The 12,166-nt window shown below is 59.9% G+C and carries 11 protein-coding genes; 7 read left to right on the forward strand and 4 right to left on the reverse strand.

The features are described from left to right. Positions 1 to 93 precede the first annotated feature (93 nt). The 4 genes from AGR13A_RS21405 to AGR13A_RS21420 all read right to left on the reverse strand — a co-directional run bounded on the left by AGR13A_RS21405 (position 94) and on the right by AGR13A_RS21420 (position 4,841). Positions 94 to 1,167: a 2,3-butanediol dehydrogenase gene (locus AGR13A_RS21405; protein ID WP_080839310.1), complete on the reverse strand. Its 1,074-nt coding sequence runs from the start codon at positions 1,165 to 1,167 to the stop codon at positions 94 to 96. Positions 1,168 to 1,327: 160 nt separating this feature from the next. Then, the gene (locus tag AGR13A_RS21410) at positions 1,328 to 3,211 is read right to left on the reverse strand and encodes a sigma-54-dependent Fis family transcriptional regulator (protein ID WP_080839312.1); all 1,884 of its coding nucleotides are present in this window, start codon (positions 3,209 to 3,211) and stop codon (positions 1,328 to 1,330) included. A 142-nt stretch (positions 3,212 to 3,353) separates the two neighbouring features. Continuing rightward, complete coding sequence (locus AGR13A_RS21415) at positions 3,354 to 3,665, reverse strand: tetratricopeptide repeat protein (protein WP_308400314.1); 312 nt, start codon at positions 3,663 to 3,665, stop codon at positions 3,354 to 3,356. A gap of 96 nt (positions 3,666 to 3,761) precedes the next feature. Beyond that, positions 3,762 to 4,841, reverse strand: a complete 1,080-nt coding sequence (locus AGR13A_RS21420) for a LacI family DNA-binding transcriptional regulator (protein WP_080839316.1) — start codon at positions 4,839 to 4,841, stop codon at positions 3,762 to 3,764. Positions 4,842 to 5,079: 238 nt separating this feature from the next. Between AGR13A_RS21420 and AGR13A_RS21425 the strand changes: the two genes are divergently transcribed. The 7 genes from AGR13A_RS21425 to AGR13A_RS21455 all read left to right on the forward strand — a co-directional run bounded on the left by AGR13A_RS21425 (position 5,080) and on the right by AGR13A_RS21455 (position 12,145). Continuing rightward, positions 5,080 to 6,057: a substrate-binding domain-containing protein gene (locus AGR13A_RS21425; RefSeq protein ID WP_080839318.1), complete on the forward strand. Its 978-nt coding sequence runs from the start codon at positions 5,080 to 5,082 to the stop codon at positions 6,055 to 6,057. A 118-nt stretch (positions 6,058 to 6,175) separates the two neighbouring features. Further along, on the forward strand, positions 6,176 to 7,666 hold the full coding sequence (locus tag AGR13A_RS21430) for a sugar ABC transporter ATP-binding protein (protein ID WP_080839320.1): 1,491 nt from the start codon (positions 6,176 to 6,178) through the stop codon (positions 7,664 to 7,666). Further along, positions 7,659 to 8,675: an ABC transporter permease gene (locus AGR13A_RS21435; protein WP_003521642.1), complete on the forward strand. Its 1,017-nt coding sequence runs from the start codon at positions 7,659 to 7,661 to the stop codon at positions 8,673 to 8,675. Before AGR13A_RS21430 ends, AGR13A_RS21435 begins: the two co-directional genes overlap by 8 nt. Next, entirely contained in the window at positions 8,672 to 9,667 is a 996-nt protein-coding gene (locus tag AGR13A_RS21440) for an ABC transporter permease (RefSeq protein WP_080839322.1), read from the forward strand. The genes AGR13A_RS21435 and AGR13A_RS21440 overlap by 4 nt, the downstream gene beginning before the upstream one ends. A gap of 1 nt (position 9,668) precedes the next feature. Continuing rightward, a complete protein-coding gene (locus tag AGR13A_RS21445) occupies positions 9,669 to 10,517 on the forward strand; it encodes a sugar phosphate isomerase/epimerase family protein (RefSeq protein WP_080839325.1) in 849 nt (282 codons plus the stop codon). Between the two features lie 26 nt (positions 10,518 to 10,543). Then, on the forward strand, positions 10,544 to 11,209 hold the full coding sequence (locus tag AGR13A_RS21450; protein WP_080839327.1) for a nucleoside triphosphate hydrolase: 666 nt from the start codon (positions 10,544 to 10,546) through the stop codon (positions 11,207 to 11,209). A 66-nt stretch (positions 11,210 to 11,275) separates the two neighbouring features. After that, a complete protein-coding gene (locus AGR13A_RS21455) occupies positions 11,276 to 12,145 on the forward strand; it encodes a D-psicose 3-epimerase (protein ID WP_035225297.1) in 870 nt (289 codons plus the stop codon). The last annotated feature ends 21 nt before the right edge of the window (positions 12,146 to 12,166 follow it).

Raw genomic sequence — 12,166 nt, forward strand, 5'->3', positions numbered from 1 at the left:
TTGGTCTGATGGTGGAGCGGCGAAATCGCCGCCCCCGAAAGCTAGTGGCCTCTGCATGCCGGGCTCCTCTTCCCGGCAAACAGAGGCAAAAGCCTATTTCGAAAGATCGATCAGGATCTTCAGATGGGTGCCGGCAGGGTCGAGCAGGGCGTCAAATCCCTCCGACACGGCCGTATCGAGCGTGATGCGTTTGGTAACGATCTTCGTCGCCGGCAGCAGCCCGGAGGCGATGAGCCGGATGACCCGCGGCCAGTAATGGGTCGGATAGGCCCATGAGCCCTTGATCTCCAGGTCGCGGAATGTCACCTGGAACCAGTCGATCGGGTTTTCATGCGGATGAAGCCCGGTCTGGACGACGACGCCCTGTTTGCGCACCGCATCGACACAGGCTTTGAGCGCATGTTCATTGCCCACGCATTCAATGGCGACATCGCAGCCTACATTGCCTTCCGTTGCCGAGCGCACGACATCGCCGACATTCTCCCGCTTCGGGTTGATGGTGATGACGTCGGGGATGACGCTGCGGGCAAGGTCAAGACGGGCATCATTGAGATCGGATACAAAGAGCTGCGCGGCGCCGGCCGCACGCGCTGCCAGAAGTGTCAGCATGCCGATCGGGCCGGCGCCTGTGACCAGAACGCTGTTGCCGGCGGTGACACCGCCGCGGTCGCAGGCATAAACGGCGACGGCCGAAGGTTCGACAAGTGCCGCCTCTTCATCCGTCATCCCGTCGGGAATCTTCTGGACGTTATATTCGTTGACGAGTGCGGCTTCCGCCATGCCGCCGCCATCCCAGCTGAGACCGACCAGCGCCAGCTGCGTGCTGAGATGAAATAGGCCACGGTCGGCGAAATAATCGCCGGATCGCGGCATGACGAGCGGCTGTATCGAAACGCGGTCTCCCACCTTCACCGAAGTCACGCCTTCGCCGATGGCCTCCACGACACCGCCGAATTCGTGCCCCAGGATTTGCGGGCCATGGGCCCCGGTAAAGGGGTGCAGTTCGGTGGGTATGAAGATCGGGCCGTAACTATATTCATGCAGATCGGTGCCGCAGATACCAACGAACCGGTTACGGACGACAACCTGTCCCGGCCCCGGCCGTTTCGGCTCGGGAATGTCTTCAACCCGCAGGTCCTTTGCTGCATGAAATCTGAGCGCGCGCATGTTTTCTCCTCGATGGCTCTTGATGCCGGAGAAGGTGCAATGCCCGTGCCAGCACGGTTTGCCGTGCCGGAAGCCCAAAATTGCGGGGTTTTACCAGAATGCCGGTTTTGTATGGCGCCACAGCTGTGGCGCAACAGTCGTGGCGTATGCCTCACCTGTTCTAGTGAGGTTTTCCGATGCCTAGGCGTCGCATTCGACGGTGCATCGTCGTGCGATCAATGCCGAGCCGGCGTGCGGCCTCCGACACATTGCCGTTGCAGGCGGCGAGAAGCGCGCCGAGATCCGCGCCGTGACTGTCAATCAAGGGTGCTGACGTTGCGGAGGCGAGATGATCGGGAAGGTCTTCCGCCGTAATCAGCCCGTCGTCGCAAAGGGCAGCGGCAAAGGCTATCGCGTTGTCCAGCTCGCGGATATTGCCGGGCCAGCGATGGCCAATGATCGACATCCGGGCGGCGTTGGACAGCGTGAGGGGACGATCCGGCAGCCCATGTTTTTCGAGAATTTTATCGAGTAGCCAGAGGAAGTCATCGCGCTCGCACAGTGCCGGCAAGGTCAACACGGCCGCATTCAGACGGTAATAGAGATCTTCGCGGAATGCACCGGTGCGAACCATGTCGCTCAAGGGGCGGTGCGATGCCGAAATTACCCTGAAATCCACCTTCTGCGGTGTGGAGCCACCAACGGGCAGGATTTCGCCTTCGGCCAGCACCCGCAACAGCCGACTTTGTGCCGCAAACGGCATGTCGCCGATCTCGTCGAGGAAAAGCGTCCCGCCCTGCGCCTCCTCCACCAGCCCCTTGCGTCCTTTCGCCAACGCGCCCGTGAAGGCCCCCGGCAGATAACCGAACAATTCGCTCTCGATGAGCTGTTCGGGAATGGCGGCGCAATTGACAGCGACGAAGCGCCCGGAAACGCCGCTGGCGTCATGAATGATACGGGCGAGATGCTCCTTGCCGGTTCCGGTCTGGCCCTGCAGCAGGATCGGCAGTTTTGCCGGCGCCAGTTTTTCCACCTTGCGCCTGAGATTTCGAACCGCTGGCCCGTCGCCGCCGATCTCTGTCGTGACTGGTTGGGATTTTGGACGGGCAAGCGGCACGGCCGACCGGCGTTTTTGCGGTTCGATCGCGTGCGCATAAAGAACCGTGCCGTCCTTCACGACGATGCGCCTTTCCTGAGGCAGGCTTGACCGGGTGAGGGAGGCAAGCTCGTCAAAGCCGGCCTCGAAAAACTCCTCCACCCGCTCCCCGAGGAGACGTTCCGGCATGCGCCAGTCAAGCCCGCGCGATGCGGCGAGAAGGCGGGCGGCGGCATGCGTCATGCCCGTAATCCGGCCGGAACCATCCACCGACAGGGCCGCTTCGGGATCGACATCCAGAAATTCGGGCGCGCCCGCAAAGCGCAGCACGAGATCATGACGGCTGCTGGCCATCAGATTTGCCAGTTCGATCCTTCGCACGGTCGATGAAACCAGATGGCGCGCCATGTTCTGGCTCGTCTTGAGGATCGGTGAACTCAGGAGCGAAATATCCAGCACCGCTGTCAATGCACCCTGCGTATCGTAGATCGGCGCAGCCGTGCAGGAGAGTGGCGTATGCGTCACGTCGAAATGGTCGGTCTGATGGATCGTCAGCGCCTCGCCGGTGGCGATGCAGGCGCCGACGGCGCAGGTGCCGGCACGCGGTTCCGACCATTCCGAGCCGAGGTAAAGCCCGGCCTTGCGGAGATTGTTATTGAATGACGGGTCGCCCAGAAACTCGACCGTCACCCCTTGTCGATCCGAAAGAAGAAGAACGTAATTTTGCTCCGCCACCTGCCGATACAGTCGTTCAAGGCCGGAACGGGCGATATGGACGAGGTCTTCCGCCCGCTGGCGGTGCTCACGCAGACACGTCTCCGAGACGATGACCGCTTCTCGCGCCTTTGCTGGATCCAGCTGATAGGTATCAAGACAACGCCGCCAGGATTCGAGCACCACCGCATCCCGGCCGGTATTCCTGCCTTGCCCGACGTGCTCGATTTCCTTGATGTGATCAGAAAAACCCATAAACCACCGGCTCTGGACAGCCGCCTCCCGTGATTTTTCAGGCGATCATAGCCAGTTTTATGAAATCTGGCTAACCTTCCGGCGATTTTTTAGCGCATGGGCTCGATTGCTGCGGCAGCGAATCGACCGGGTTCGCGTCTCGTCAACTGACACCCTTCATGCTGCGTGACCGCAAACGTCGCAGCCGGACCTCCATCTGCCTCTTCGCCTGAACGTCGCCTCGCCTGATGGCCACCGAGATGCCTTCCACCCACGCCGCAATGGCGCCGTCGTCATCTCCCAGCCGTGCGCGACATTCGCCGAGTTCGGCCCAGACCGCCGAATAGTCGGGATCCTGCCGGATAGCCGCCTGGAGATGATGGGCGGCATCTTCGAACTGCCCAGCCGCCTTGAGCGTCTTCGCGATTGAAAAGCGCAGGAGCGGACTGTCCCTTCCATCTTCCAGCATTCTCATGAGTTTTTCTATCATCACTATCCCGTTGCAATGGTGAAGCACCCTGCAATCGGTACGACCTCAAGCGCTGTTGAGGTCAAGCGGCATTTCGCATTTTCATCGCGCCATGCGGCGTAATGCAAGGGGGTCCCATATGTCGTCGAGCGGGCCTTCGAGAGCGGTTCGCGGCGGAATGAGCGTCGGTTCGATAATGGTGACTTCGGGCTCGGTCCGGTTCTCTGCCAGAAGTTCGAAGCCCTTGTTGAGCATCTGCGCTATATCCGGCTTGATCATGTAGACCGGGAAAGGAAGGAACGATGCGAACGGGTCGTAGTCAAAACAGCCGACAACGATATCGCCAAACGCCTCGCCGTCATGACGCCCCATGAAACGAAGCAGGCCTTCGAAATTGATCGATGAATTGACGAAAAAGCAGCGGGGCAGGCGGCCTTTGCGTTCAAAGAAACGTTCGAAAGCCAGTTCCGTCATGCGTGGCGAATAGCCGGTGATCTCGATATCGTCCCCGTTATCGACCCCGAAATAGGCGGCCTTGGTGGCGTGGAAGCCATCTATACGGGCGCGGCTGGCGTGGTCGTCGTGACCGCCGAACAGGATGACGTCGTCAGGGCCGAGAGGTCCGCCTTTTTCCGCATGGGCAAGGATTGCTGATGTCAGTATTTCCGCGCCGTGCCTGTTGTCGGAAATGACGGAGGGTACAAATTTTCCGGGAAGGTCGATATTGACATGCGGCAGTGCGGCGCGGGCGCAGACCTGGTGCACGCCATCGGGATCGGTCGCGCCCGCAATGAAGAGGGCATCAATCGAATAGGCAATCAGGGTCTCCACGGTGCGGCGTTCTTCCTCGGGATCGCGCCGCCCGGAGACGACCATGGGCGACAGGCCGCGTTTGCGGGCCTGCCCTTCGAATGTCTGCGCCATCGATGAAAAGAACCGGTTGTCATAAATGGGTACCAGAAGCCCGACGAGACCGGATTTTGAACTCCTCAAACCGCGGGCCTGCAGGTTGGTGGTGTAGCGATGCGCTTTGGCGAGCGAGAGAATCTTATCGGCAGTCTCCTCCGAAATCCGCCGTTTGCGCCACGATCCGTTCAACACCGCGCTCACTGTCGAGGCTGATGCGCCCGACAATATCGACAAGTCATAAATGGTGGCTTTCTTGGAAGTTATACCCGTCACTGTGATCTCCCCAACTGATTCCAATTATTAGAGCACACATCCCCTTGACGGAAGGGCGCTTCATGATATGGTTATTGCACCATCGATTGTGCAACTTGGCAATATCGATTGTGCAAGATGGTTGCTGTGGGAGTGGCAAGGGAGAGTCTCGAATAAGCGAGATGAGAAATTTTGAACGCGCCAGATGAAAAATGGCTGCGGCGGGTTTCGTTTGCCTAGTTTTTTGAGGAGGAACATCATGAAGAAAATTATTGCTGCAGCGGTCGGCCTGTCGCTCGCGCTGCTCTCGTCCGTAGCCTTCGCCGAAGGGCCGAAGGTGGGCGTCGTCGTCAAGATCGGTGGCATTCCGTGGTTCAACGCCATGGAGGCTGGTATCAAGGAGCAGAGCAAGAAGCTCGGCGTTGACGGTTTCATGGTCGGCCCGACCAGCGCCGATCCCGCCCTGCAGGTCCGCGCCATCGAAGACCTGATCGCCCAGAAGGTCGATTTCATTGGTGTGGTGCCCAATGATGCAAAGGTGCTGGAGCCGGTGCTGAAAAAGGCCCAGGCCGCCGGCATCAAGGTCATCACCCATGAATCGCCCAAGCAGCTCGGCGCCGACTGGGATTTCGAACTGGCTTCCGCCAAGGGCTTCGGCGAGGCGCATGGCAAGCTGCTGGCTGAAAAGATGGGCGGCAAGGGCTCCTATGCCGTCTTCGTCGGTTCGCTTACGGTTCCGCTTCATAATGCCTGGGCCGATGCGGCCATCGCTTACATCAAGGCGAATTATCCGGACATGAAGCTCGTTGGCGATCGCTATGGCGTGGCGGAGGACCTCGACAAGAGCCGTTCGACGGCGCTTGACCTGATGTCCGCCAATGCCGATCTGAGCGGTTTCCTCGCCTTCGGTTCGCAGGGACCGATCGGTGCCGGGCGCGCCGTCGAAGAGCGACGCAAGGATGGCAAGGTCTTCGTCATCGGCCCGTTTTCGCCGGGGCAGGGCGCCAAGCTGATCAAGTCGGGGGCGCTGACGGGTGGATTTATGTGGAACCCGAAACAGGCCGGTGAGGTCTTCATCACCCTCGCGGATCGTATCGCCAAGGGCGAGACACCCAAGGCCGGTGACAATATCGAAGGTCTCGGCACCATCAATCCCGAGGGTAACACCATCGTCGTCGACCAGCTTTTGAAGATCGACAAGGAAAGCATCGACAAGCTCGTTTCCATGGGCCTCTGATCCTCCCCAAGGCCAAGGGCGTCGCGCGGGGTGTAATACTCGCGCGACGCCTCATCTGGAAAAACATGCCGAGCGCCACGTCTGCAATGCTGCCGCGGCGAAGGAGATTTACATTATCATGAGCGCAGAACCGCTCCTGTCCCTTAAAAATGTCAAAGTCACCTTCGGCGGCGTCCGCGCGCTGAAGGGTGTTTCTTTCGAGGTCAATCCGGGTGAAGTGCATTGCCTTGCCGGCGAAAACGGCTGCGGCAAAAGCACACTGATCAAGGTCATCACAGGCGTTTATACGCCCGAGAGCGACGCCGAGCTCTATTTCGACGGCAAGCCGATAGCCACAATGACCCCAACGCTTGCGCAGTCGCTTGGCATTCAGGTGATCTGGCAGGATCTGGCGCTGTTCGATGAAATGACGGTGGCTGAAAATATCGGCTTTCAGTATGCGGTGAATGGAAAATACGGGCTGGTCGACAAGCGCGCCATCGAACAGGCTGCCGAAAAGGCGCTGGCCCGGCTCGGCGTCGAGATCGATCTCGACAGGCCGCTCAAGGAACTGCCCATCGCCCAGCGTCAGATCGTGGCGATTGCCCGCGCGCTGGTCGGGGAAGCGCGGCTCGTTTTCATGGATGAACCGACCGCGTCGCTTACGCAGTCGGAAACGGATTACCTGATCGACATCGTCCGCAACCTGTCGGCCTCGGGTGTCGCGGTTGTCTTCGTCTCGCACCGCCTAGCGGAAGTGCTCGAGATTTCAGACCGCATCACCGTGCTGCGAGACGGCTCGCTCGTCGGTGTCTTTCCCGTTGAAGGCATGACCCAGTCACGGGTGACCGAGCTGATGACCGGCCGCAATTTCGACAGCGCCGTCATTGCCGCTGATCACGATGACAAGCCCGTCGTTCTCTCGGTGCGCGGGCTGAGCCGCGCCGGCGAGTTCGCGGATGTTTCGTTCGATCTGCGGCGGGGCGAAACGCTCGGCATTACCGGCCTGCTCGGAGCCGGCCGCACGGAACTGGCTCTGACGCTGTTCGGCATGCATCGGCCGCAATCGGGTGAAATCCTCATCGATGGAAAGAAGGTGGATTTCCATTCCAACCGCGATGCGATCCGGGCGGGTGTCGCCTATCTTTCCGAAGACCGGCTATCGCTTGGCCTAAACCAGCCGCAATCCATTGCCGACAATCTCGTCATGGCCTCGCTGGACCGGCTGCTGAGCGGCGGCCTCATCTCACCCTCTAAAAAGGCGGATGTCGTTTCCCGCTGGATTTCGGCGCTCGGCGTCAAGATCGGCCTGCCCGAAGATCCGATCCGCACGCTTTCGGGCGGCAACCAGCAGCGTGTGGCGATTGCCAAGTGGTTGGCGATCGGGCCGAAAATCCTCATCCTCGATGCGCCGACTGTGGGGGTCGATGTCGGCGCTCGCGCCGGCATCTTCGAAATCGTCCGCAAGCTCGCCGCAGAAGGTCTCTCTATCATCGTGATCTCCGACGAAGCCCCGGAAGTTTATTTCAATACAGACAGGGTCATCCACATGGTCGAAGGCCGGTTCCACGCCACCTATGATCCGCGACGCCTGTCGCTGACCGAACTGGAGTCCGCCATCTATGCGTAGGCTCATCCTCGGACATACGACCGAATTCACGCTACTTGTGGTCATGGTGCTGCTCTGCACGGGACTGTCTTTCGCCACCGACCGCTTTCTCACCATCTCCAACGCCTTCGATGTGCTGAATGTCTCGGCGGTCAACATCATCTTCGCGGTTGGCCTGCTCGTGGTGCTGATCTCGGGCGGTATCGACATTTCCTTCGCGGTCGCAGCCTCCGTTGTCCAATATGTCACGGTGCTGGCGCTCAATGCGCTCGGCGGCGGCAACTGGGCGGAAGGTTTCATCATCGCCGGCGCGGTTGGCCTTGGTCTCGGTTTCGTCAACGCCTTCCTTGTCTGGCGGCTCAACATCATTTCCATTGTTGCGACCATTTCCACCTTCAACATCTTCTTCGGGCTGTTGATGTTCTTCACCAAGGGCGTGTCGATCTACGACCTGCCGGAATGGCTGTCGACGCGCGTGGTGTTTTACGAGCGCGAGATGTCCGATGGTTCCTGGGTTGAGCTGACGCTGCCGGTCGTGGTCATGATCCTCTGCTGCTTTGCCACCTGGTTCATGATTTCGCGCACCACCGTCGGCCGCAAACTTTATGCATTCGGTGACAATCCCGAAGGCGCACGCCGCTTCGGCATCAATATCGGCGCCATGCATTACATTTCCTTCGGCTGGCTCGGCCTGATGGCGGGCATTGCCGGGCTCATGCAGGCGCATTACGCGCAGGAGGTGGTGCCGAACGCGCTTTATGGCCGCGAGCTGGATGTTCTTGCCGCAACCGTCCTCGGCGGTGCACGGCTTGGCGGCGGCAAGGGCTCCGTCATCGGCTGTGTGCTCGGGGTGCTGATGGTGTCCATCACCCAGAACGGCCTCAACCTGATGGGCGTTTCTCCCTTTGCCTTCAAGATGATTGTCGGTGCCATCATCCTCATCGCCATCACGCTCTCTTCCACCCGCTTCGACAAGCTCCTGCCGAGCGCCTTACGGACATCCGCAAAGAAGGGGAGCGCCCAGCGATGAGCAGCCTTGTCAGGAAATTCAACGCGGTTTTCGGTGCCGACATGGCCGGGCCGGTGATTGCCTTCATCGCGGTCATGCTCATCTTCGGAACCTTTGCCGATAACTTTCTCTCGCTCGCGACATTCGGTTCGGTCGCCTTCCAGTTGCCGGAACTCGGCCTGCTGACACTGGCGATGCTGCTGCCGTTGCTGACAGGCGGCATCAATTTGTCCGTCACCTTCGCCGCCAATCTGTCAGGTCTCGCCGCAGCCTGGGTGTTGCAGGCCCATGGCGGGGTGGATGCGCCGCCGAGTGCATTCCTGTTCGCCTGCCTCGCCGCACTTGTCACCGGCGGCGCTGCCGGCGCGATGACAGGAGCGGCGATTGCCTACACCCGCGCGCACCCCATTCTGGTGACGCTGTCGATGATGATCTTCCTGCGCGGCCTTGGCGAGTTTCTCACCCGTGGCGGAGACGTTTCCGGTTTCCCCGCCTATATGGCGCCGCTCGGTCATGGCACGCTTCTCGGTCTGCCGATCCCGCTTCTGATCTTTATCGTCTGCGTCGGCCTCTGGCATGTGCTGCTGACGCGAACCAAGCTCGGCTTCGGCCTGTTGATGATCGGCTCGAACATCGAGTCCGCGCGTTATTCCGGCCTCAATACGCGCAAGATTCAGGTTCTCGTCTACACGCTCTCGGGTCTGATGTGTGCGGTTGCCGGCATCATCATGCTTGCCCGTTTCAACTCCGTCCGTGTCGGCCACGGGGAATCCTACCTGTTGATCACGGTGCTGGCGGCCTTTCTTGGCGGCATCAATCCGTTCGGCGGTTTCGGTCGTGTCCTGCCCGTCTTCGTCGCGCTTATCGTTCTGCAGCTTCTGTCATCCGGCCTCAATCTTCTCGGCGCCAACCAGCATCTGGCAACGGCGCTCTGGGGCGTGCTGATGATTGTCGTCATGGCGGCGCGCGGCCTGTTTTCAAGCTACTTCGCATCTCTCAGAAAGAAGGTATGACGTGAAAGGCTTCGGTGTTCACGCAATGATGTGGTCTCTCAAATGGGACCACGAAAACGCCAGACGGTCCATCGCCGCTGCTGTGGATTACGGTCAGGATTTCATCGAGATTCCGCTTATCGATATCCCCTCCGTCGATGCAAAACACACGCGCGCCCTGCTGGAGAAATACGGCTTGCGCGCCGTCTGCTCGCTGGTGCTGCCGGAGCCGGCCTGGGCGTCCGTACGTCCCGATGCGGCAATCGACCATCTGAATGCCGCACTCGACAAGGCCGCCGATATGGGCGCGGAAGCGCTGACGGGTGTTACCTATGGCGGCACCAATGAGCGAACCGGATTTCCGCCGACACAGGCTGAATATGACAATCTGACAAGGGCGCTCTCCAGGGCTGCCGGCCACGCAAAAACACTCGGCCTGCAATTCGGCATCGAGACCGTCAACCGCTACGAGAACCATCTGCTCAACTCCGCCGAACAGGCGGTGGCGCTGGTGGAGCGGATCGGTGCGGACAACGTCTTCATCCATCTCGATACCTTCCACATGAACATGGAGGAAAAGGGCATCGCCAATGGCATCATCGCTGCCCGCGACCATCTTAAATACATGCATATGTCGGAAAGCGACCGCGGCACGCCGGGTTGCGGCAATGTTGCCTGGGACGAGGTGTTTTCGGCGCTCGCGGCCATCGGCTTCAAGGGTGTGCTGACGCTCGAAAGCTTCGCTGCGATGCCCAAGGAGATGGCGGGCGCGATTTCGACCTGGCGGCCTGTTGCGCCCAGCGCCGATGAGGTTCTCGACAAGGGACTGTCATTCCTGCGCGACAAGGCAAACCAGTACCGCATTTTCTGAAAGCACTCATTATCGGGGCGAGAACCTTGAGCACTATTGACGATAATGCCCGCGAGATTGCGGGCCTTGCCCTCCAGCGACTGGAAAGGTCAAAAGGCCGGCGTGTGATGATTGCGATTGCCGGTGCCCCCGGATCGGGAAAATCAACCATCGCCGAATGCGTGGTCGATGCGTTGAACGCAGGCGAAGGCGTGTCCGCCGCACTGTTCCCGATGGATGGCTTTCATTATGACGATGCCGTTCTGGACGAAATGAAACGCCGTCCCTTCAAGGGCGCCATCGATACGTTCGATGCGCACGGCCTGCGCCACATGGTTGAGCGCCTGAAGGCCAATGAAGACGATGTCGTCGCCGTCCCCGTCTTTGACCGCGCCATCGAGATCGCGCGCGCCGGCGGCCGTCTGATCCCGCAATCCGTCGATATCATCGTCTGCGAAGGCAATTATCTCCTCGCCGGCCAGTCGCCATGGGATCGCCTCAAGCCGATCTTCGATCTCACGATTTTCGTTGATGTCGACGAGGAGGATCTGCGTGCGCGGCTGCGGGACCGCTGGCGAAGCTTCGGTCTCGGCGAGGACGAGATCAACCGGAAGGTGGAGGAAAACGATCTCCCCAACGGCCGCTTCATCATATCGACAAGCACGGAGCCGGACCTTCGCATCGGAAATCCGGGCAGCAGTCCCGCGTCCTGAACCTGCCTGAAGGGCTGCGCCTCCCCATCCAAAGTCAAGCGAAACAGAAAAGCGAAAGAGACCCCCATGAAACACGGCATCTATTACTCCTACTGGGAACATGAGTGGAGCGCTAAGTTCGGCCCCTATATCGAGAAGGTCGCCAAGCTCGGTTTCGATATCATCGAAGTCGCCGCCCACCACATCAATGAATACAGCGACGCCGAACTCGCAGTCATCAGGCAGAGTGCGAAGGATAACGGCATCATCCTCACCGCCGGTATCGGCCCGTCGAAAACCAAGAACCTGTCGTCGGAAGATGCTGCGGTTCGCGCAGCCGGCAAGGCGTTTTTTGAACGTACCCTGTCCAATGTCGCCAAGCTCGACATCCACACCATCGGCGGCGCGCTGCATTCCTATTGGCCGATCGACTATTCGCAGCCGGTCGACAAGGCGGGCGATTATGCGCGCGGCGTCGAAGGCATTCACGGCATTGCAGATTTCGCCAATGATCTCGGCATCAACCTGTGCATCGAAGTCCTCAACCGCTTCGAAAATCACGTGCTCAACACGGCGGCCGAAGGCGTTGCTTTCGTCAAGGATGTCGGCAAGAACAACGTGAAAGTCATGCTGGATACTTTCCATATGAATATCGAAGAAGACAGCTTTGGCGAGGCCATCCGTACGGCGGGCCCGTTGCTGGGACATTTCCATACCGGCGAGAGCAATCGCCGCGTACCGGGCAAGGGCAGGATGCCCTGGCACGAAATCGGCCTCGCCCTTCGCGATATCAATTACACCGGCGCGGTCGTCATGGAGCCTTTCGTCAAGACCGGCGGTACGATCGGGTCCGACATCAAGGTGTGGCGCGATCTCAGCGGCGGCGCCGACCTTGCGAAAATGGACGAGGATGCCCGCAATGCCCTGGCATTCTCCCGTTTCGTCCTTGGCGGCTGATGACCCATAAGCGCATCGACC

This window comes from Agrobacterium genomosp. 13 str. CFBP 6927 (assembly GCA_900012615.1).
GTDB lineage: Bacteria > Pseudomonadota > Alphaproteobacteria > Rhizobiales > Rhizobiaceae > Agrobacterium.

What these genes read in the sequence shown, in the direction of transcription:
- AGR13A_RS21405 (WP_080839310.1), bottom strand. Translation starts at nt 1,167, where the DNA reads ATGCGCGCGCTCAGATTTCATGCAGCAAAGGACCTGCGGGTTGAAGAC.
- AGR13A_RS21410 (WP_080839312.1), bottom strand. Translation starts at nt 3,211, where the DNA reads ATGGGTTTTTCTGATCACATCAAGGAAATCGAGCACGTCGGGCAAGGC.
- AGR13A_RS21415 (WP_308400314.1), bottom strand. Translation starts at nt 3,665, where the DNA reads ATGAGAATGCTGGAAGATGGAAGGGACAGTCCGCTCCTGCGCTTTTCA.
- AGR13A_RS21425 (WP_080839318.1), top strand. Translation starts at nt 5,080, where the DNA reads ATGAAGAAAATTATTGCTGCAGCGGTCGGCCTGTCGCTCGCGCTGCTC.
- AGR13A_RS21430 (WP_080839320.1), top strand. Translation starts at nt 6,176, where the DNA reads ATGAGCGCAGAACCGCTCCTGTCCCTTAAAAATGTCAAAGTCACCTTC.
- AGR13A_RS21435 (WP_003521642.1), top strand. Translation starts at nt 7,659, where the DNA reads ATGCGTAGGCTCATCCTCGGACATACGACCGAATTCACGCTACTTGTG.
- AGR13A_RS21440 (WP_080839322.1), top strand. Translation starts at nt 8,672, where the DNA reads ATGAGCAGCCTTGTCAGGAAATTCAACGCGGTTTTCGGTGCCGACATG.
- AGR13A_RS21455 (WP_035225297.1), top strand. Translation starts at nt 11,276, where the DNA reads ATGAAACACGGCATCTATTACTCCTACTGGGAACATGAGTGGAGCGCT.